This window comes from Actinosynnema sp. NPDC004786 (assembly GCF_053601135.1).
The window spans coordinates 130234-149535 of record NZ_JBSGBG010000007.1; the positions used below are offsets into that span (position 1 = coordinate 130234).

General features: G+C 72.4%; 19 protein-coding genes, 1 pseudogene and 1 riboswitch. Of the genes and pseudogenes, 12 read left to right on the forward strand and 8 right to left on the reverse strand.

What is annotated here, in order from left to right; genetic code table 11:
- The first annotated feature begins 55 nt into the window (after positions 1–55).
- From ACWEFJ_RS08590 to ACWEFJ_RS08605, 4 genes are all read left to right on the forward strand, one after another.
- Positions 56–1231, forward strand: coding sequence for a GNAT family N-acetyltransferase (locus ACWEFJ_RS08590; protein WP_449713326.1), 1176 nt, complete (start codon positions 56–58; stop codon positions 1229–1231).
- Between the two features lie 75 nt (positions 1232–1306).
- On the forward strand, positions 1307–1966 hold the full coding sequence (locus ACWEFJ_RS08595; RefSeq protein WP_449713327.1) for a (2Fe-2S)-binding protein: 660 nt from the start codon (positions 1307–1309) through the stop codon (positions 1964–1966).
- A gap of 48 nt (positions 1967–2014) precedes the next feature.
- Positions 2015–2190, forward strand: a riboswitch (cobalamin riboswitch).
- 31 nt (positions 2191–2221) lie between these two features.
- On the forward strand, positions 2222–2407 hold the full coding sequence (locus ACWEFJ_RS08600) for a CbtB-domain containing protein (protein WP_378085766.1): 186 nt from the start codon (positions 2222–2224) through the stop codon (positions 2405–2407).
- An 8-nt stretch (positions 2408–2415) separates the two neighbouring features.
- Positions 2416–3153, forward strand: a complete 738-nt coding sequence (locus ACWEFJ_RS08605; RefSeq protein ID WP_378085764.1) for a CbtA family protein — start codon at positions 2416–2418, stop codon at positions 3151–3153.
- Between the two features lie 78 nt (positions 3154–3231).
- On the opposite strand, the gene ACWEFJ_RS08610 is transcribed toward ACWEFJ_RS08605, so the two are convergent.
- Entirely contained in the window at positions 3232–3897 is a 666-nt protein-coding gene (locus ACWEFJ_RS08610) for an HAD family hydrolase (RefSeq protein ID WP_378085762.1), read from the reverse strand.
- A 361-nt stretch (positions 3898–4258) separates the two neighbouring features.
- On the opposite strand from ACWEFJ_RS08610, the gene ACWEFJ_RS08615 reads away from it, so the two are divergent.
- The 3 genes from ACWEFJ_RS08615 to ACWEFJ_RS08625 all read left to right on the forward strand — a co-directional run bounded on the left by ACWEFJ_RS08615 (position 4259) and on the right by ACWEFJ_RS08625 (position 6663).
- On the forward strand, positions 4259–5155 hold the full coding sequence (locus ACWEFJ_RS08615; RefSeq protein ID WP_378085760.1) for a PAC2 family protein: 897 nt from the start codon (positions 4259–4261) through the stop codon (positions 5153–5155).
- A 387-nt stretch (positions 5156–5542) separates the two neighbouring features.
- A complete protein-coding gene (locus tag ACWEFJ_RS08620; protein WP_449713328.1) occupies positions 5543–6265 on the forward strand; it encodes a DddA-like double-stranded DNA deaminase toxin in 723 nt (240 codons plus the stop codon).
- Complete coding sequence (locus ACWEFJ_RS08625) at positions 6253–6663, forward strand: Imm1 family immunity protein (protein WP_449713329.1); 411 nt, start codon at positions 6253–6255, stop codon at positions 6661–6663. Before ACWEFJ_RS08620 ends, ACWEFJ_RS08625 begins: the two co-directional genes overlap by 13 nt.
- A 55-nt stretch (positions 6664–6718) precedes the next feature.
- Here ACWEFJ_RS08625 and ACWEFJ_RS08630 read toward each other — a convergent pair whose 3' ends face one another.
- Entirely contained in the window at positions 6719–7060 is a 342-nt protein-coding gene (locus ACWEFJ_RS08630) for a tyrosine-type recombinase/integrase (RefSeq protein WP_449713330.1), read from the reverse strand.
- Positions 7061–7274: 214 nt separating this feature from the next.
- Here ACWEFJ_RS08630 and ACWEFJ_RS08635 point away from each other — a divergent pair, with 214 nt between their 5' ends.
- Positions 7275–8420: an MFS transporter gene (locus ACWEFJ_RS08635; protein WP_449713377.1), complete on the forward strand. Its 1146-nt coding sequence runs from the start codon at positions 7275–7277 to the stop codon at positions 8418–8420.
- Here the strand turns inward: ACWEFJ_RS08635 and ACWEFJ_RS08640 are convergent.
- The 5 genes and pseudogenes from ACWEFJ_RS08640 to ACWEFJ_RS08660 form a co-directional block, all read right to left on the reverse strand.
- Complete coding sequence (locus tag ACWEFJ_RS08640) at positions 8329–9531, reverse strand: MFS transporter (RefSeq protein ID WP_449713331.1); 1203 nt, start codon at positions 9529–9531, stop codon at positions 8329–8331. The two genes, ACWEFJ_RS08635 and ACWEFJ_RS08640, sit on opposite strands and share 92 nt — an antisense overlap.
- A complete protein-coding gene (locus ACWEFJ_RS08645) occupies positions 9528–10085 on the reverse strand; it encodes a helix-turn-helix domain-containing protein (protein ID WP_449713332.1) in 558 nt (185 codons plus the stop codon). Before ACWEFJ_RS08645 ends, ACWEFJ_RS08640 begins: the two co-directional genes overlap by 4 nt.
- Positions 10086–10134: 49 nt before the next feature.
- On the reverse strand, positions 10135–11730 hold the full coding sequence (locus ACWEFJ_RS08650; protein WP_449713333.1) for an ABC transporter permease: 1596 nt from the start codon (positions 11728–11730) through the stop codon (positions 10135–10137).
- Positions 11727–12086 (reverse strand): ATP-binding protein DrrA1-3 family domain-containing protein, encoded by a 360-nt coding sequence (locus tag ACWEFJ_RS08655; RefSeq protein ID WP_449713378.1) that lies wholly within the window; start codon positions 12084–12086, stop codon positions 11727–11729. The genes ACWEFJ_RS08650 and ACWEFJ_RS08655 overlap by 4 nt, the downstream gene beginning before the upstream one ends.
- Positions 12069–12629, reverse strand: a pseudogene (locus ACWEFJ_RS08660) (ABC transporter ATP-binding protein); the annotation flags it as partial. The pseudogene ACWEFJ_RS08660 and the gene ACWEFJ_RS08655, both read right to left, overlap by 18 nt.
- A gap of 94 nt (positions 12630–12723) precedes the next feature.
- Here ACWEFJ_RS08660 and ACWEFJ_RS08665 point away from each other — a divergent pair.
- Both ACWEFJ_RS08665 and ACWEFJ_RS08670 read left to right on the forward strand, forming a co-directional pair.
- Positions 12724–13233, forward strand: a complete 510-nt coding sequence (locus tag ACWEFJ_RS08665; protein ID WP_449713334.1) for a GbsR/MarR family transcriptional regulator — start codon at positions 12724–12726, stop codon at positions 13231–13233.
- A 186-nt stretch (positions 13234–13419) separates the two neighbouring features.
- Positions 13420–15225, forward strand: coding sequence for a S8 family peptidase (locus ACWEFJ_RS08670; RefSeq protein WP_378085740.1), 1806 nt, complete (start codon positions 13420–13422; stop codon positions 15223–15225).
- 66 nt (positions 15226–15291) lie between these two features.
- On the opposite strand, the gene mshC is transcribed toward ACWEFJ_RS08670, so the two are convergent.
- Positions 15292–16530 carry a cysteine--1-D-myo-inosityl 2-amino-2-deoxy-alpha-D-glucopyranoside ligase gene (gene mshC / locus ACWEFJ_RS08675; protein ID WP_449713335.1) on the reverse strand — a complete coding sequence of 413 codons (1239 nt, stop codon included), beginning with the start codon at positions 16528–16530 and terminating at the stop codon, positions 15292–15294.
- A 97-nt stretch (positions 16531–16627) separates the two neighbouring features.
- Between mshC and ACWEFJ_RS08680 the strand changes: the two genes are divergently transcribed.
- Together ACWEFJ_RS08680 and ctaD are read left to right on the forward strand one after the other, a co-directional pair.
- Positions 16628–17416 (forward strand): SPFH domain-containing protein, encoded by a 789-nt coding sequence (locus ACWEFJ_RS08680; RefSeq protein ID WP_449713336.1) that lies wholly within the window; start codon positions 16628–16630, stop codon positions 17414–17416.
- A gap of 71 nt (positions 17417–17487) precedes the next feature.
- Positions 17488–19278: an aa3-type cytochrome oxidase subunit I gene (gene ctaD / locus ACWEFJ_RS08685; RefSeq protein WP_449713337.1), complete on the forward strand. Its 1791-nt coding sequence runs from the start codon at positions 17488–17490 to the stop codon at positions 19276–19278.
- Positions 19279–19302 lie beyond the last annotated feature (24 nt).

The window sequence follows — 19302 nt, forward strand, 5'->3', positions numbered from 1 at the left end:
GACGCCACCGAAAAACCGATGGCGCGGTCTCCGGTCGCCTGACGACACTGGCGTGGTGACCGATGGGCTGGTGCTGCGGACCGCGCGCCCCGAAGACCTCGACCGGATCGGCGCGCTGCTGGCCGAGCGCGGCGAGCCGGCCGACGCCGTGGACCACCGCCTGGTGGTCGAGGACCCGGACGCGGGCTGGGACGCGTGCGCGGTCGTGGTGGACGGCGACGAGGTCGTCTCGACCGCGACCCTGCTGGACGAGACGCTGGTGCTCGACGGCGTGGAGATCCCGGCGGGGCAGGTCGAGCTGGTCGCCACCCACCGCGACTACGAGGGCCGGGGGCTGGTGCGGGCGCTGATGGCGTGGGCGCACGAGCGCTCGGCCGCGCGCGGTCACCTGGTGCACGTGATGCTCGGCATCCCCTACTTCTACCGGCGGTTGGGCTACACCTACGCCATCCCGATCCCGGCCACCCGGCCGGTCGTGCGACGCCCCGACGTCGGCGGGCACGTGGTGCGCGAGGCGACCGTGGCCGACATCCCGGCGATGGCGCGCCTCCAGGACGCCGAGCAGGCGCGGGCCGACCTGCGGATGCCGCACTCCCCCGCGCTGTGGCGGTGGCTGGTGGCCCGCGACGGCAGCGCGCAGTGGCTGGTGGAGCGGGACGGCGTGCCGGTCGCGACCGGCCGCACCACGCCGCCGGAGGAGGGCGTGCGGCTGTGCGAGGTGGCCGCCGTGGACGAGGCGGCGGCGCACGCGCTGCTCGCCGCGACGGGGGCCACCGAGATGACCGACCGGCCGTGGTCGGTGGCGGGCGCGGCGCTGGCGCCGTTCCTCGGGCCGCCGCCGGAGGAGGCCAACTCGTACTACGTGCGGATCGGTGACCCGGTCGCGTTGCTGGAGCACCTGCGGCCGGTGTTCGGGCGGCGGTTGGCGAACAGCGGTTTCGCGGACCGGGAGGGTGAGGCGATCGTCTCGTTCTACGGCTCGCACGTGCGGCTGCCGTTCCGGGCGGGCGAGGTCGGGCCGGTCGTGCCGGGCGGTCGGATGCAGGCGCCGGGCGCGGCGGGCGGCGCGGGGGTGGCGCCGGACCGGTTGGCGTCGCTGCTGTTCGGTCCGCACGGTCTGCGCGGCCTGACGGCGCGGGAGCCGGACGTGTACCCGGGGCCGAACGCCGAGCTGATGCACGCGCTGTTCCCGCCGGTGCGGGGCGACCTGATGACGTTCTACATCCCCTGACGGACGAGGGCGGCGGACCAGCGGCGGACGGGGGCTTGCGGACGCAGGTGGCGCGGTGGCGGCAGACTGGGGCGCGTGTCCGAGTTCGCCCGAGTCCTGGCCACCCTGCGGCAGGTCCGCGGCCTCAGCCCGTTCTTCGCCCTCGACGTCGGCCGGCCCGACGACGGCTGGCACGACGGCGAGGCGCTGGCGGACCGCGGCCCCGCCCTGCCCGACGCCCTCGACCGGATCGCCGCCCGCTACCGCACCGGGGAGCGGCGGGTCGCCGGGTCGCTGTTCTTCCTCGGCTACACGGCGCGGCTGCTCAGCCCGGTCGTGGCCGCCCGCGCGGTCGGCGGTGTCGCGCCGGACGTCCGACCCGCGAACCTGTGGTGGCGTTACGGCCCGGACGGGCTCCAGGTCCGGCTGAAGGACCCGCTGCCCGGCGTCGGCCTCGCCGAGTCGCTGGAGCCCGTGGTGGAGGCGCTGCACACGACCACCCGGGTGGCCCGCGGTCTGCTGTGGGGCAACGCGGGGTCGTCCGCGGCGGGCGCGTTGCGCACGGTGCACCGCGGCGGCGTCGACTGCGCGGCGTTGGCCGACGAGCTGTTCGCCGAACCGCCGCTCAAGGGCACCGGCGACTTCATCCCGTTCCCCGGCGAGATCGCGTTCCGGCGGCGGAGCTGCTGCCTGTACTACCGGCTCGACGGCGGCGGCACGTGCGGCGACTGCCCGTTGCCGCCGCGGCGGGGATGACGCGCACGACAACTCGTCTGGTCGGTTGTGCCCGCCGGTGATCGGCCTCTACCGTTCGGGCGCCGCAGTGGACGGGAAGCCGGTGGGAATCCGGCGCGGTCCTCGCCACTGTGACCGGGGAGCCAACCCGCCGAGCACGTCACTGGCCGCGCGCAGCGGCTGGGAAGACGCGGGGACGGCGTCGATCCGGGAGTCAGGAGACCGGCTGCGGCACGAGTTGTTGTTGACCTTCCACGAGGTATGGAGGAGGCCGTCATGACGAGCCCCGCGCACCCCCTCTCCCCACCGGTCCCCAAATGGGCCTACGCCGTCGCGCTGGTCGCGCTGGCCGTGACCTGGCTGGTGCTGCAGGAGAACGGCATCGCGCTCGGCCACGCCGCCGAGACCGTGCACGAGTTCTTCCACGACGGCCGGCACGCGCTCGGCGTCCCGTGCCACTAGGCGCCGGCGTGAGGACACCCACCTACCAGGGGTTGTTGGCCCGCGGTGTGGGCGCGGGCGCGGTGTCCGGGCTGCTCGCGGGCCTGGTCGGCGTGCTCGTGGTCGAGGCGCCGATCCGGGCGGCGCTGGCCGTCGAGGAGGCGCGGCCCGCGGCGTCGGGCGGGCACGGGCACGGCGAGGTGTTCAGCCGGGGCACGCAGGTCGTCGGCGGCGTGCTGGCCGCGGTGCTCGTCGGCGTCGCGGTCGGGGCGTTGTTCGCCACGGCGTACGCGGGGTCGCGGCGGTGGTTCGCGGGCCGGACGCCGTTCGTGCGGGCGGTGACGCTGTCCGCGGCGGCGTTCGGCGCGGCCGCGGTGCTGCCCGCGGTGAAGTACCCGGCCAACCCGCCCGGTGTCGGCGACGCCGACACGGTGGAGTACCGCACCGTGCTCTACCTGGGGTTGATCGCGGCCGGGCTGCTGGTCGCGGCCGGGGCGAGCCGGCTCGCGTCGCGGCTTCACCGGTTGAGCCCGCCGGTTCGCGGCACGGTGGTGGCGTTGGCGGTGGTCGCGGCCGTGGTCGTGCTGCTGGTGGCGTTCCCGGGCACGCCGGACGCGGTGCCGGCCGACGTGCCGGGTGCCGTGCTGTGGGAGTTCCGGCTCGCGTCGCTCGCCGAGACGGCCACGTTGTGGCTGGGTCTCGGGGTGGTGTTCGGCCTGCTGGTCGACCCGGCCGTGCGGCGGGTTCGGCCGGTGTCGGCGGTCTAGCGGCGGTCGGTCCGGCTGTATCGGTCTGGCTGCGGTCGGGCCGGTTGTGGCCGGGTCGGCTGCGGTCGGGCCGGGGTCTCAGCCGTTCAGGAGCGGGGCGAGCGTCGCGAGGGTGACGCCCACCAGGGAGTCGCGGAACACGCGGCGCTCGCCCGGCTCCACCGGCACGTCGCACGGCACCACCAGGACCGTGCACCCGGCGGCCGCGGCGGAGGCCACGCCGGTCGGCGAGTCCTCGATCGCGACGCAGCGCGTCGGGTTCGCGCCGAGCAGGCGCGCGGCCTTCAGGTACGGGTCGGGCAGCGGCTTGTTGCGGCGGTCCACCTCGTCGCCGCACACGGTGACGTCGAACAGGTCCCGCCCGATGGTGTCCAGCGCGACCTCGGTCAACTGGCGCTCGGTCGAGGTGACCAGGGCCATCGGCACCCCCGAGTCACGGACCGCGCGCAACGCCTCCTGCGCGCCCGGCCGCCACGGCAGCCCGGCGCGGAACACCTCCTCGGTGCGGCGCATGATCCACGCCGCGCCGTCGGCCACGTCCTCCGGCGTCGGGTTCGGCTCGCCGACCTCGGCGAACAGCATCGCCATCGTGCGCGGCACGCTCGACCCGACCATCGCCTGCCTGGTCTCCAACGACAGCGTGCCGCCCAACTTCTCCACGAACTCGTAGAGCGGGATGTCCCACAGCTTCTCCGAGTCCAGCAGCGTGCCGTCCATGTCCCAGAGCACAGCCTCGACCGTCATGTGCGCCTTTCGCCGTTCGGTGCCTCAGGGGTGGTGTGCCGCGAACGGGTGAGTTCGGCACCCCGACGTGACAGTTCCAAGATCCGCTCCTCGACGCCGCGCCCGGCCCGTCCGGAGGGCTCCGCTCCGGGCGCGAGGGCACCGGCGACGTCCGGCCGGGCTCCGGTCGCGATCCCGTCGCGGTCCCGGTGAGCTGCGAAGTCGTCCGACGGACGGCGGGCGGACCTCGGCGTCACGCCCGTCACGGCCCCCGCGACGAGGAGGTGGTCGGCGAGCGCGCCCCGGAACGGGGGCGTGACACGATCCGACATGCGCCAAGCCTACGGCGTCGGGTGTGCGCCGGTGGTCGTAGTCTGGCGCCGTGACCGATCCGGACCAGGCCGACCAGACCCCCTACGACCCCAGCGAACCGCTCACCAACCCGATCATGGTGTGCGCGTTCGAGGGGTGGAACGATGCAGGCGACGCCGCCAGCACGGCGATCGAACACCTGCAACTCACGTGGGACGCGAGGCCGTTGGCGGAGGTCGATCCGGACGACTACTACGACTTCCAGGTGACTCGACCCACAGTCCGGATGGTGGACGGTGTCACCCGACGGGTGGAATTCCCGACGACGCGGTTGTCGGTGTGCCGTCCACCCGGCTCCTCCACCGACGTGGTGCTGGTGCACGGGATCGAGCCGAACATGCGCTGGCGGAAGTTCGCCGGCGAGCTGCTCGGGCACATCGAACGGCTGGGCGTGACGACGGTGGTCACGCTGGGCGCGCTGCTGATGGACACCCCGCACACCCGTCCCGTGCCCGTGACGGGCACCGCCTACGACGAGGCGGCGGCCGCCAAGTACGGGTTGGAGCGGTCCCGGTACGAGGGGCCGACCGGGATCGTGGGCGTGTTCCAGGACCTGTGCGTGCAGGCGGGCGTGCCCGCGATCTCCTTCTGGGCGGCCGTGCCCCACTACGTGTCCCAGCCGCCCTCGCCGAAGGCGACGTTGGCGCTGCTGCACCGGGTGGAGGAGGTGCTGGACGTCGAGGTGCCGCTCGGCGCGCTGCCCGAGCAGGCGGAGGAGTGGGAGCGCACGGTCAGCGAGATGGCCGACGAGGACGAGGACGTGCGCAACTACGTGCGGGCGTTGGAGGAGCGCGGGGACGCGGAGTTGCAGATCACCGAGGCCAGTGGTGACGCGATCGCGGCCGAGTTCGAGCGGTACCTGCGGCGGCGGGGGCGTGGGCCCGGGCGTGGGCCGACCGGGATGTGACCCGAAAAGCAAGAAGAGTCCTCGCCGGACGGGCAGATCGGCAGGATGACGGGCCATCGTCGTTGACTGCGGTCGGATGGTGGGGCCGGTGTCCGTGTCATCCCGCCGACGTGTCCAAGGTGGTACGCGACGTGGGCAAGTGGCGTGCTCACCTCGCCCCGGCCAGCGCGAGCGAGCAACTGGGCGATGCCGCGGCTTGCCCACGTTCCCCCACTCTGGCGGGTCGGACACGGAGTGTGGCGACACGGTCACTGTCGGACCCCTCTGCCACGCTGGCGCGCGGGGAGAGGGGACCGGGTGGCCTCGATCGGGGAAGTGGCTCAGAGCCTGTCCCAGGCGTGCGATAAGGCGTCACAGTGCCGCGACGCAGTCGGACGGGCTCAGGACTTGGCTGAAGAGGCGCACGACCTGTTGGCGGCACACCTGCGCGGGGCCGTCGGGCTGGAGTCGGCCACCGAACAGGCGCTGGCCGGCTTCCAACAGGTGATCAACGGGGTGAGTGACCTGTGGAAGATCCTCGGGGCGGGCATGGACCGCGCACAGGCCGCGTTGACCGCGCTCACGGGTGCGGACACCGTGCCACCGGCCCCGGACGCTCCACGGCCGGCACAGCCACCGCAACGGCCGCCCGAACAACAGCCGTCCACACCACCACCACCGACCAACCGGGCCGAACCCGAAGGGCCCGCGGTCCCACCCGAACGGGTCGGGGAACTACGCCGCGAACTACCCCCGCCCGTAGTGCCCGGAGCCGGGCAGAAGACGCGCGGTTACTGGATCGGCCCGGACGGCACGGCCCAACCGATTGTCAGCGGCCGGGACGACGATGCCGACGCGGCCGATGCCCGACTACGTGACATGGGGATGCCGCGAAAATCCGCCAAGACCGGGGATGTGGAAATCAAACTTGCCACGCGCATGAGCCGGGAGGGAATCCGACACGCCACGGTCGTAATCAACAATGAGCCGTGCGTCGGCCCGTTCGGGTGTGACACCCTCGTGCCGATCCTGCTCCCGGAAGGATCGACGCTCACCGTGTACGGCACGACCGAACAAGGCGAACCCATCAGCAAGCGATACACAGGAGGTGCCCGCCCGTGGTGGCGCTAGAAGCTTGGTACGACAGGAAAGCCACCGGGCCCACCGTCGTCCACACCCCGGCCGAGTTGGACGCCGTGTTCGACACCGTCGTGGGCTGGAACGCACCCATCACGATCCAACTGCTCATCCACGGCGATCCCGGCCACGCGATCCTTGACGTCGGGTTGGACGCCCGCACCGGCCGTGGAGTCCTCTACTACTCCGGGCCCGACGCTCCCGACGCCTGTATCAGCAAGGGACCCGACACCGCCGAGCAACCACCCCTGTACTACTTCACCGGCTCAGACACCGAATTCCCGGCAAACGCCGAAATCCCGCTGACCGAAGCACGCCGCGCCGCGCACGAGTACATGAACACCGGGGGCGCACGGCCAACCGGGATCGAGTGGCAACCCAGTTGGAACTAGCGGACCCCGCCGGGCCCGCCAAGTAGTGCCGACCCCGGCCGGTACGTCACCAGGTTCACGGGCACGACACCGCCGGCAGCGGAACCCCGTCGGTGAGCAGCCACGCGGCGTGGGTGTGGCGCAGCTCGTGAATCCGGGACCGCTTGACCATCCCGGCCGCCGTCGCGTGATCCCGGGCGCGAGCAAAAGCCTTGCTCACCTGCTGGCGGGACCACCACCCGCCGGTAATCGGGTTGGCGAACACCGGGCCGTCTTCGGCCGGTTCCCAATCAGGCCGGCCAACAGAACGGCCGTGTCGCGATCCAACACCACCCGCCGCGCCGACGCTTCCGTCTTGAGCGGAACCGGGGGTGGGAACCGCGTGCGGACGCGAGTACCGCGCCAACTGCAATTCCACGTCCAACCTGTCAAGGGGGCCGTTCCAGCCTCGGGTGCGGTAGGGCCGGGAGTGCCCCCTTGACACGTGTGGTTGGGCAGGGCCAGGTCGGCGGGATGACACGGCCCCCTCCTTCGGGGAAGAAGAGCCCTTGCACGGGGGGCTTGGCAACGGTTGTCATGGTGGTGGGCGGTTAGGGTCCGGGTCCGTGGGTGAGGTCCGGGGCCGTGTTCGGGTGGCGGCGTTGTACGCGGGTGGGTTCCTCGGGCCTTTCGGTGGGGCCATGACGGCTTCGGTGTTGCCCGAGGTCGGTGGGGACTTCGGGGTTTCCGGTGGCACGGCGGCGGCGACGGTGAGCGGGTACCTCGTGCCGTTCGCGTTGTTGATGTTGTTCTCCGGTACGTGGGGGGAGGGGTGGGGAGCCCGTCGCACGGTTCGGGTGGCGTACGCGGTGTACGTGGTGGCGTCGGTGCTGTGCGCGGTGTCGTGGTCGTTTCCCGTGCTCATGGGTGGGCGGGCGGTGCAGGGGGCGGCGAACGCGTTCACCACTCCCCTGTTGTTGGCGACGATCGCGGCGGTGGTGCCGAAGGAGCGGCTCGGGCGGGCGTTGGGGGTCTTCGCGTCCATGCAGGCGGCGGGGCAGACGTCGGCGCCGTTGTTGAGCGGGTTGGCGGCGGAGGTGTCGTGGCGGTGGGCGTTCGTCGGGGCGGCGGTGGTGGCGGCGGGGTTGGCGGTGGCCGGGTTGCCCGCGGACCCGCCGCGCGGGGGTGAGCGGCCGCGGTTGCGCAGCGCGTGGCGGGGGCGGACGGTGCGGTTGGCCGCGACCGGGTTCGTGGCCTGGGGTTGTCTGGGCGGGTTGTCGTTCCTGGTGGCGTTGCGGCTGGGTGACGCGTTCGGGATGGGTGCGGGTGGGCGGGGGTTGGTGTTGACCGGGTTCGGTCTGGTCGCGATCTGCACGGCTCGGCTCACCGGGTGGTCGATCGACCGGTTCGGGGCGCGGTGGTGCGCGGTGGCCGGCACGGCGGTCGGCGGGGTGCTGCTCGCGGGTGTCGGGCTGTTGCCGTCGGTGGTGGCGGTGGCGGCGTTGTGGGCGGTGGCGGGTGCGTGCAGTCAGGCGGTGATCGTCGGGCTGAACGCCCTGGCGCTGTCGGGGGACGGCGCGAATCGCGGTGGGGCGGTGTCGGTGGTGCAGTCGTTGCGGTTCCTGGGTGGGGCGGTGTCGCCGGCGGCGATCGTGCCGCTATACCACGCGGACCCGGTCGGCGCGTTCCTGGTGCCCGCCGCGCTGGTCACGGCCGCGCCGCCGGCGCTGCTCTTCGGTCGCGGAGGACGGCCGGGGCCAGCACGCCGGCCGCGAGGTAGAGCGCGGCCTGGGCGTTGAGCAGGGCGGACAGGCCGAACACGGGCATGAGCGCGCCCGCCAGCACCATGCCGAGCGCCTGGCCGCCGTCGTAGAGGCTGCCGAAGGTCGCCATGACCCGGCCGCGCACGTCGTCGGACGTGTGCAGTTGCAGCACGGACATCATCCCGGCCCCCGCGACGACGCCGGGCACGCCCACCACGGCGAACACGGCCAGGTAGAACACCGGCGCCGTGGTCAGGTGCGGTCCGTTCCAGCCGAGGGCGGCGATCGCGGCGAACCCGAGCAGCGACGCGCCCAGCAGCCGGTCGGGGGTGAGCCGGCGGGCCAAGACGCCGATCAGCAGGCCGCCGAGCAGACCGCCGACGGCCTGCACCCCGCGCAGCAGCCCCACCTCGGCCGCTCCCCCGCCGAGGCGTTCGGTCACGAAGACCACGAACAGCACGACGAAGAGGCCCTGGCCGGTGGCCATGAGGCCGACCACGGCGACCATCGGCCGCAGTGGGCCGCGCAGCTCGCGCAGCCCGTCCAGCCAGGCGCGCCACGCGGGTGCGCCGGCTCCGCGCCGCTGGTCGCTCGTGCGCAGCGTCGCCAGGAGGGCCGCGGCCAGCAGGAACGACGCCACGTCGGCGAGCACCACGCCCGTCAGCCCGGTGTAGCCGAGCAAGAGACCGCCCAGCGACGCGCCGACCAGCCGGGCCAGGTTGGCGTTCAGCGCCACCAGCCCGTTGGCGGCCGGCACCTGCTCGCGCGGCACGAGGGTCGGCAGCAGGGCGTTCTTGGCGGGCTCGAACAGCGCCGCCAGCCCGGCCTGCACCGCCGTGACCACGTTGACCAGCACGAGGTCGCCGGTGAGCAGCGGCAGCAGGGTGACCGCCTGGGCGAGGCTGACCAGCAGCATCAGCTTCCGCCGGTCGAAGCGGTCGGCCAGCACCCCGGCCACCGGGGACAGCGCGAGGCTCGGCAGCAGGGCCACCACGAACGTCGTGGCGGTGGCGGCCGTGGAGCCGGTGCGCTGGTACACGTGCACCGGCAGCGCGACCAGCAGCACCCAGTCGCCGATCTCGGAGACGAACCCCGCGATCCACAGCCGGCGGAACGCGGGCCCGCGCAACGGCCCGGGCCGGCTCACCGGGGGAAGGCCCTGATGCCGACGTGGGTGGGCAGCGCGCCCTCGGGCACGTCCTGCCGCACCGGGACCAGGTACGGGCGCAGGACGTCGTCGATCCGGCCGAGCAGGTCCTTCAGCTCCTCGGCGGTCACGGCGAGCGTGTAGCCGTGCAGCGCGGACGCGTCCAGCCACTCGCGCGGCAGTTCGCGCTGCCGGTCCAGGAACCGCCGGACGAGCCGGTCGTCCTCGTTCAGGGCCAGCGCGAGCAGCGCGTCCTGCGGGGTGCGGACCTCGGGGTCGTCGGCGAACGCGCCGACGTCGTAGCCGACGGAGGTGGCCCGCCACGGCCGTTCCCGCCCGTCGCCCGCGTCGGCCCGCTCGACGAACCCGGACTTGGCCAGTTGCCGCAGGTGCCAGCTGCAGTTGGAGGCCGTCGACCCGACCGCCTCGGCGCACTCGCTCGCGGTGCGGGGGCCGACGGCCAGCAGGTGGTTCAGCAACGACACCCGCAGGGGGTGCGCCAACGCCTTCAGCGCGTCGGCATCGGCGACGCGTCGGGGCCGTGGGAGGTCCATGGCCCCGACGGTAGACCTGAAAGCGTCCTTTCGAAAGTGCCCTTTCAGATCACCGGCCGACGTCCCGCCGCCGGAACCCGGCGAAACCCACCGCCACCAGCGCGGCGGCCACCACCGTCAGCCACACCAGGGGCGTCGCGGTCAGCTCCGCGCCCGGCACCTTCGGGATGTGGGTGAACGGCGAGAGGTCCATCGCCCACTGGTCGAGCCGCAGCAGCGGACCGAGCTGCCCCAGCACCAGGAACACCACGATCACCGCCCAGCTCGCCGACGACAGCTTCGGCGCCAGCGCGAACAGGGCGAACGCGAGGCCCGCGACCACCCAGACCGCCGGGACGTGCGCCAACGCCGCGCCGACCAGCCGCGCGACCTGGCCGCCGACGTCGCCGACCCGCGCGCCGTGCACCAGGCCCGCGCCGGCGCCGGCGGCGGCCAGCACGACGGCCGTGCCGACGGTCGCGAACAGCACGTGGCTGCCGACCCACGCGAACCGGCTGACCGGGGTGGCCAGCACCGGCTCGGCCCGGAACGCGGACTCCTCGCCGCGCAGCCGCAACGTCGACTGCACCACGTAGATGGCGCTGAACAGGGCGATGATGCCGATGATCGAGGCCAGGTAGACGTCCACGATCGCGCCCGTGCCGCCCATCTGCGCGATGATCCGCTCCAGCGCCGGGTTGGCCTCCAGCATCTGCTCGACGCCCCGCGCGACCGACCCGTAGACGGCGCCGAGCACGAACAGGCTCAGCGTCCAGCCGATCAGCGTGCCGCGCTGCAACCGCCAGGCCAGGCCGAACGCGCTGCCCAGCGAGGCGGGCGCGCGGGCCGGGCCGAGACGGGCCGGCAGCAGCCCACCGCCGTGGTCCCGCCTGGTCACCAGCACCGACGCGACCGCGAGCAGCACCCCGAGCAGGGCCACCGGCAGCAGCAGGACCCAGAACCGGTCGCCCGCGAACGCCCGGGTCAGCTCCAGCCAGCCCAGCGGGGACAGCCAGGTCAACCAGGTCGGCCCCTCGTCGCCCGCCGCGTCGCCGACGGCCCGCAGCAGGTAGGCGAGGCCGAGCGCGGCGCCCGCGATCGAATTTGCGGTGCGGGTGCTCTCCGAGACCTGCGCGGCGACCGCGCCGACCCCGGTGAACACCCACCCGACGGACGCGAACGCGAGGCCCAGCGCGAACGACCCGCCCACCGGCTCGCCCAGGCCGATCAGCCCGAGTGCGACGAGCAGGCCGATCACCGCGGCGGCCAGCAGGGCCACCACCACGGCGGCGGCCAGGGGCGCGTGCCGGGCGACGACGGTCGAGCCGATCAGCTCCAGCCGTCCGGCCTCCTCCTCCGCCCTGGTGTGCCGGGTGACCAGGAACATCGCCATCAGGCCGACCAGCAGCCCGCCGAACACGCCCCACCGCCAGGCCACCACGCCGCCGGTCGTGGACGCGTCGTACAGCGGGCCGAGCATGGCCAGGAACGCCGGGTTGCTGCCGGCCGTCGCACCGAGCTGCTGCCGGGACTCGACCGTGCCGTACAGCTCGCCCACGGTCGACGCGGTGGACAGCGTGATGCCGACCAGGCCCACCACCCACACGGCCAGCAGCAGCCGGTCGCGGCGCAGGGCCAGGCGCACCAGCGCCCCGAGCCCGGTCACGACGACATCGCCCCCTCCGCCACGTCCTCGTAGTGGCGCAGGAACAGCTCCTCCAGCGTCGGCGGCCGGCTGGTCAGCGTGCGCACGCCGCCGCGGACCAACGCGCGCAGGGCGGTGTCCAGGTGGTCGGTGTCGACCTCGAACCGCACCCGCCGCCCCTCGACCACCAGGTCGTGCACCCCGGGCAGGTCGGCCAGCCCCTCGGGGGCGTCGACCAGCTCGGCGGCGACGCTGGTGCGGGTCAGGTGGCGCAGGTCGGCCAGCGTGCCGCTCTCCACGGTGCGGCCGTTGCGGATGATGCTGACCCGGTCGCACAGCGCCTCGACCTCGGCCAGGATGTGGCTCGACAGCAGCACGGTCCGCTCGCCGCGCAGCTCGTTGACCGCGTCCTGGAACACGGCCTCCATCAGCGGGTCCAGCCCGGAGGTCGGCTCGTCCAGGATCAGCAGCTCCACGTCGGAGGCGAGCGCCGCGACCAGGGCGACCTTCTGCCGGTTGCCCTTGGAGTAGGTGCGGCCCTTCTTGCGCGGGTCCAGCTCGAAGCGCTCCAGCAGCTCGGCGCGGCGCTTCTCGTTCAGCCCGCCGCGCAGCCGGCCCAGCAGGTCGATCACCTCGCCGCCGGTGAGGTTCGGCCACAGGCTCACGTCCCCCGGCACGTAGGCCAGCCTGCGGTGCAGCTCGGCGGTGTCGCGCCACGGGTCGCCGCCGAGCAGCGACGCGGAGCCCGCGTCGGCGCGCAGCAGACCCAGCAGGACCCGGATGGTGGTGGACTTGCCCGCCCCGTTCGGGCCGAGGAAGCCGTGCACCTCCCCCTCGCGGACGGTCAGGTCCAACCCGTCCAGTGCTCGCGTCGGGCCGAACGCCTTGACCAGGCCCGACACGGATATCGCAGCAGTCATGGCAGGGAAGCTACAGTATTTTCACAAACTCGTGAAGTTAAGGAAGCGTATAAACTGCCACCCGATCAGCGGTACTTGAAGGGATGATCCGGCGGTGACTCACGTGGGCGAGCGGGACGATCAGGCGGTGTTGCGCTTCATCGAGCGCTTCTCCTCGGTGTTCACGGAGTCCGGCCTGCCCCGGATGCCGTCACGGGTGTTCGTCGCCCTGCTCTGCACGGACTCCGGCGGGATGACCTCCGCGGAGCTGGCCGAGCTGTTGCGGGTGTCACCGGCCGCGATCTCCGGCGCGATACGTTACCTCAGCCAGGTGAACCTGGTGACCCGCGAACGTGAGATCGGCACGCGCCGTGATCTCTACCGGCTGTTCGACGACGTCTGGTACGAGGCGTTGTTCCGCCGCGACGAGATGTTCCGCCGCTGGGAGGCCCCGCTCAAGGAGGGCATCGGCGTGCTGGGGTCCGACACGCCCGCCGGCGGGCGCATCGCCGAGATGCTGATGTTCTTCCAGTTCGTCCACTCCGCGCTGCCCGACCTGCTCGCCCGCTGGCGGGCGTACCGGGACGAGCACCTGGGCCAGGACGGACCCGCCGATCGGACCTGATCGGTCCCGATTCGACGTAGTTACGACTAACGGCGCTACTGGGCGGTCGGTTTTCTCCCGACCATGCAAGTGACCAGGTCGCCACACACCGTTCGCGCGAACGTCCCCATCCCTGCACCGCTCGGCCGACCGGCTCACCCGCCGGCCCGGCCGCGCAGCCCTGCCCGAAAAGGGAGAACCCTGCTCATGGGAGACGCCCGAACCACCAGAAGACTGGCCGCGCTCGGCCTGGCCGCCGTGTCGGCCACCGCGCTGGCCTTCTCGAACGTCGGCGTGGCGGCGGCCGAGGGCGCCGTGCTCGGCGCGGACCGCGCCGACGCCGTCCCCGGCTCCTACATCGTGGCCCTCAACGACTCGGCGTCGCCGAGGTCGGCGTCCGCGTCGACCGCGTCCTCGCTGGTCGGCAAGTACGGCGGTCAGGTCCGGGTGGCCTGGCAGCACGCGCTCAACGGCTTCCACGCCACGATGTCCGCGGCCCAGGCCCGGCGCCTGGCCGCCGACCCGCGGGTGGCGTTCGTGCAGGCCGACCTGCCGATCAAGGTCGAGGCCGTCCAGCCGAACCCGCCGTCGTGGGGCCTGGACCGCATCGACCAGCGCGACCTGCCGCTGGACAGCGCCTACAACTACGCGACGACCGCGAGCAACGTGCGGGCGTACATCATCGACACCGGCATCCGGACCACCCACCAGGACTTCGGCGGCCGGGCCACCTGGGGCACCAACACGGTCGACAGCAACAACACCGACTGCAACGGCCACGGCACCCACGTCGCCGGCACGGTCGGCGGCACGGCGCACGGCGTCGCCAAGGGCGTGCAGCTGATCGCGGTCAAGGTGCTCAACTGCGCCGGGTCCGGCACCACCGCCGGCGTGGTGAACGGCGTCAACTGGGTCACCCAGAACGCGGTCAAGCCCGCCGTGGCCAACATGTCGCTGGGCGGCGGCGTCGACACCGCCCTGGACACCGCGGTGCGCAACTCGATCGCCTCGGGCATCACCTACGCGGTCGCGTCCGGCAACTCCAACGCCAACGCCTGCAACTACTCGCCGGCGCGCGTCGCCGAGGCGTTGAGCGTGAACGCGTCGACCAACACCGACGCGCGTGCCTCGTTCTCGAACTACGGCACCTGCACCGACCTCTTCGCGCCGGGCCAGAACATCACCTCGGCGTGGATGACCAACGACACCTCCACCAACACCATCAGCGGCACGTCGATGGCGTCGCCGCACGTCGCGGGCGCCGCCGCGCTGTACCTGGCGGCCAACCCGACCGCGACCCCGCCGACCGTGAACGCGGCGATCGTCGCCGCCGCCACCTCGGACAAGGTGTCCAACCCGGGCTCGGGCTCGGCGAACAAGCTGCTGTTCACCGGCACGACGGTCCCCGGCGGTCCGGCGGTGACCAACCCCGGCAACCAGTCGACCGTCGTGGGCTCCCCGGCAAGCCTGCAGCTGACCGCCTCCGGCGGCACCGCGCCGTACTCGTTCTCGGCCACCGGCCTGCCGCCGGGCCTGTCGATCAGCACGTCGGGCCTGATCAGCGGCACGCCGACCACCGTGGGCACGTACTCGGTGACGGCGACCGCGACGGACTCGGCGTCGCGGACCGGCAGCACCACGTTCTCGTGGGCGATCACGTCGACCGGCGGCGGCTGCGACCCGGTCACCAACGGCACCGACGTGACGATCGGCGACAACTCCGACGTCAGCAGCTCGATCACGCTGACCTGCGCGGGCAACGCCTCGGCCACCACGACCGTGCAGGTGGACATCGTGCACACCTACATCGGTGACCTGATCGTCGACCTGGTCGCGCCGGACGGCTCGGTCTACAACCTGCACAACCGCAGCGGCGGCGGCACCGACAACATCAACCGCACCTTCACCGTGGACGCCTCCTCCGAGGCGGCCGCGGGCACCTGGAAGCTGCGCGTCCGCGACCAGGCATACCTGGACACGGGCTACCTGAACAGCTGGACGCTCGACGTCTGAGCGTGACGTGACCGGCGGGGCCGTCCCCTCCCGCGAGGGGGCGGCCCCGCTCCCACGGTTGCCGCCTTACAGCTCCACGCCCAGCAGCGAGTCGACCGCCGCCCGGAACAGGGTCGGGCCGGTGTGGTCCGAGCCGCCGGTCGACAACGCCTCCGCCGCCCACGCGTCCAGCGCCGCCAGCGCCTTGGGCGTGTCCAGGTCGTCGCTCAGGTGGTCGCGCAGCCGGGCGACCACGGCCGCCGCGCCCGGCCCCGACGGCAGCGCCGCGGCCTGCCGCCACCGCGCCAGCCGGGCCTCGGCCTCGGCCAGCAGCTCCGCGCTCCACGGCCGGTCGGTGCGGTAGTGGCCCGCGAACAGCGCCAGCCGCACCGCGTTCGGGTCGACCTTCTCCGCCCGCAGCTTGGACACGAACACCAGGTTGCCGCGCGACTTGGACATCTTCTCGCCGTCCAGGCCGATCATGCCCGCGTGCACGTAGTGCCGGGCGAACGGGTGCTGGCCGGTCAGCGCCTCGGCGTGCGCGGCGGAGAACTCGTGGTGCGGGAAGATCAGGTCCGACCCGCCGCCCTGCACGTCGAACGACGTGCCGAGCCGGTTCAGCGCGATGGCGCTGCACTCGATGTGCCAGCCGGGCCTGCCCTCGCCCAGCTCCGACGGCCACGACGGCTCGCCCGGCCGGGCCGCGCGCCACAGCAGGGCGTCGAGCGGGTCGCGCTTGCCGGGCCGGTCCGGGTCGCCGCCGCGTTCGGCGAAGAACCGGGTCATCGTCCCCAGGTCGTAGTGGGACTCGTAGCCGAACCGCCCGGTCGCGGTGTGGTCGAAGTACACGTCCGGGAACTCCGGGTCGTCCACCCGGTACGCGGCGCCGTTGGCGAGCAGCTTGGCGATCACCTCGACCACCTCGGGGATCGCGTCCACCGCGCCCACGTAGTCGCGCGGCGGCAGCACCCGCAGCGCCACCATGTCCTCGCGGAACAACGCGGTCTCCCGCATGCCGAGGACCACCCAGTCGTCCTGGTCCCGCTCGGCCCGCTCCAGCAGCGGGTCGTCGATGTCGGTGACGTTCTGCACGTAGTGCACGTCGTGGCCGTTGTCCAGCCACACCCGGTGGACCAGGTCGAACGCCAGGTAGGTGGCCGCGTGGCCCAGATGGGTGGCGTCGTACGGGGTGATGCCGCAGACGTACAGCCCGGCGGTGTCGCCGGGAGCGGTCGGACGGACCTCGCCGGCGGCGGTGTCGAACAGCCGCAGCGGGCGCGGCTCGCCCGCTACCCGCGGGACAGGGGTGGAGGACCAGGTCTGCATGTCACCGACCCTAACTCGCGCGCCCCACCAGGGCCGAAACGTCCGCCTCGCGGGAGGCGCGGCGTACGCTCGTCCTGGTACGTGGGAGATGGTCGCGATGGTGCTCGACATCCTCATCGCCGCGCTGGGCGTGGCCGCGCTCGGGCTCGCGGGCAGCGCGCGTGTCGTCAAGCAGTACGAGCAGGGCCTGGTGTTCCGCTTCGGCCGGGTCCTCGCCAAGCCGCGCGGGCCGGGGTTGGCGCTGGTCGTGCCGGGCGTCGACCGGCTGCGGAAGGTGAACCTCCAGATCGTCACCCAGCCCATCCCGGCGCAGGACGGCATCACCCGCGACAACGTGACCGTGCGCGTGGACGCCGTCGTGTACTTCAAGGTGGTCGACCCGGTGCGGGCCGTGGTCACGGTCGAGGACTACCGGTTCGCCATGCTCCAGGTCGCGCAGACCTCGCTGCGGTCGATCATCGGCAAGAGCGAGCTGGACGACCTGCTGTCCAACCGGGAACGCCTCAACCAGGGCCTGGAGCTGATGATCGACAACCCGGCGTTGTCGTGGGGCGTCGAGATCGACCGGGTGGAGATCAAGGACGTGGCGCTCCCGGAGAGCATGAAGCGGTCCATGTCGCGGCAGGCCGAGGCGGAGCGGGAGCGGCGGGCCCGGATCATCACCGCCGACGGCGAGCTGCAGGCGTCGAAGAAGCTGTCCGAGGCCGCCGCGACCATGGCCGCGACGCCGTCCGCGCTCCAGCTGCGCCTGCTCCAGACCATCGTGGAGGTGGCGGCGGAGAAGAACTCGACCTTGGTGCTGCCCTTCCCGGTCGAGCTGCTCCGATTCCTCGAACGGGCGACAAATGCGGTGGAACAGCAGGTCAAGGCGGCGGAGCCCGGCTGAGCGTTTGCCCCGTTCGGCCTACCGGAGGAGCATTGTGCCCTGGCTCACGTCGTCGGGACGAGGGAGGCGGCATGACCGCGCTCAAGCCGGTACCCGTGATCGCGCACCCCGGTGCGGCCCGCCGACGGTCCAAGGGAGCGGTGCTCCTGGGCCTGTTCCGGACCACCGACCCGAAGCAGATCGGGCTGCTCTACCTGAGCACCTCGTTCCTGTTCTTCATGGTCGGCGGCGTGATGGCGCTGCTCATCCGGGGCGAGCTGGCCCGGCCGGGCCTGCAGTTCCTGTCCACCGAGCAGTACAACCAGCTGTTCACCATGCACGGCACGATCATGCTGCTGCTGTACGCGACACCGATCCTGTTCGGCTTCGCCAACTACATCCTGCCGTTGCAGATCGGCGCGCCGGACGTGGCGTTCCCCCGGCTCAACGCGCTGTCGTACTGGCTGTTCCTGTTCGGCGGCCTGACCGTGATGGCCGGGTTCCTCACCCCCGGCGGCGCGGCGGACTTCGGCTGGACCGCCTACACGCCGCTGAGCAGCGCCGCGCACGCGCCGGGCGTCGGGCCGGACCTGTGGATCATGGGCCTGGCGGTGTCCGGCCTCGGCACGATCCTCGGCGGCGTGAACATGGTGACCACGGTGTGCTGCCTGCGCGCGCCCGGCATGACCATGTTCCGGATGCCGATCTTCACCTGGAACATCTTCGTCACGAGCCTGCTGATCCTCATCGCGTTCCCGATCCTCACCGCGGCCCTGATGGGCCTGGCCGCCGACCGGCACCTCGGCGCGCACGTGTTCGACCCGGCCAACGGCGGCGTGATCCTGTGGCAGCACCTGTTCTGGTTCTTCGGCCACCCCGAGGTCTACATCGTGGCGCTGCCGTTCTTCGGCATCGTGAGCGAGATCTTCCCGGTGTTCAGCCGCAAGCCGCTGTTCGGCTACAAAGGACTGGTCTTCGCCACGTTCGCCATCGCGGCGCTGTCGACGGCGGTGTGGGCGCACCACATGTTCGCCACCGGCGCGGTGCTGCTGCCGTTCTTCTCGCTGATGACGTTCCTGATCGCGGTGCCGACCGGCATCAAGTTCTTCAACTGGATCGGCACCATGTGGAAGGGCGCGATCACGATGGAGACCCCGATGCTGTTCAGCGTCGGGTTCATGGCGACGTTCCTGCTCGGCGGCCTCACCGGCATCATCCTGGCCTCGCCGCCGCTGGACTTCCACGTCACCGACACGTACTTCGTAGTGGCGCACTTCCACTACGTGCTGTTCGGCACGATCGTGTTCGCCACCTACGCGGGCCTGTACTTCTGGTTCCCGAAGATGACCGGGCGGATGCTGAACGAGCCGCTGGGCAAGCTGCACTTCTGGACCACGTTCCTGGGCTTCCACGGCACGTTCCTGATCCAGCACTGGCTGGGCAACGAGGGCATGCCCCGCCGGTACGCCGACTACCTGCCCGACGACGGGTTCACGCTGCTGAACACGATCTCCACGATCAGCGCGTTCGTGCTGGGCGCGTCCGTGCTGCCGTTCGTGTGGAACGTGCTGCGCAGCTACCGGTTCGGCGACCCGGCCGAGCGCGACGACCCCTGGGGCTTCGGCAACTCACTCGAATGGGCGACGTCCTGCCCGCCGCCGCGGCACAACTTCACCGAGCTGCCGCGGATCAGGTCCGAACGGCCCGCGTTCGAGCTGCACTACCCGCACATGGTCGAGCGGATGCGCGACGAGTCCCACTTCTCCCTCACCCGGTCGGGCAAGCACGACGTCGGCGCGGACACGGCCACGGAGAAGGTGCTGGCCCCCACCGAGCGCGAGCGCGAGACCAAGGACGAGGTCAGGGAGGACCGCGAGGACTGAGCGGCGGTGCGGGGCCCACCAGGG

Excerpts from the sequence above, each read along its gene's own strand:
- ACWEFJ_RS08600 (WP_378085766.1), top strand. The coding sequence starts at position 2,222 with ATGACGAGCCCCGCGCACCCCCTCTCCCCACCGGTCCCCAAATGGGCC.
- ctaD (WP_449713337.1), top strand. The coding sequence starts at position 17,488 with ATGACCGCGCTCAAGCCGGTACCCGTGATCGCGCACCCCGGTGCGGCC.
- ACWEFJ_RS08645 (WP_449713332.1), bottom strand. The coding sequence starts at position 10,085 with ATGGACCTCCCACGGCCCCGACGCGTCGCCGATGCCGACGCGCTGAAG.
- mshC (WP_449713335.1), bottom strand. The coding sequence starts at position 16,530 with ATGCAGACCTGGTCCTCCACCCCTGTCCCGCGGGTAGCGGGCGAGCCG.
- ACWEFJ_RS08670 (WP_378085740.1), top strand. The coding sequence starts at position 13,420 with ATGGGAGACGCCCGAACCACCAGAAGACTGGCCGCGCTCGGCCTGGCC.
- ACWEFJ_RS08610 (WP_378085762.1), bottom strand. The coding sequence starts at position 3,897 with ATGACGGTCGAGGCTGTGCTCTGGGACATGGACGGCACGCTGCTGGAC.
- ACWEFJ_RS08680 (WP_449713336.1), top strand. The coding sequence starts at position 16,628 with ATGGTGCTCGACATCCTCATCGCCGCGCTGGGCGTGGCCGCGCTCGGG.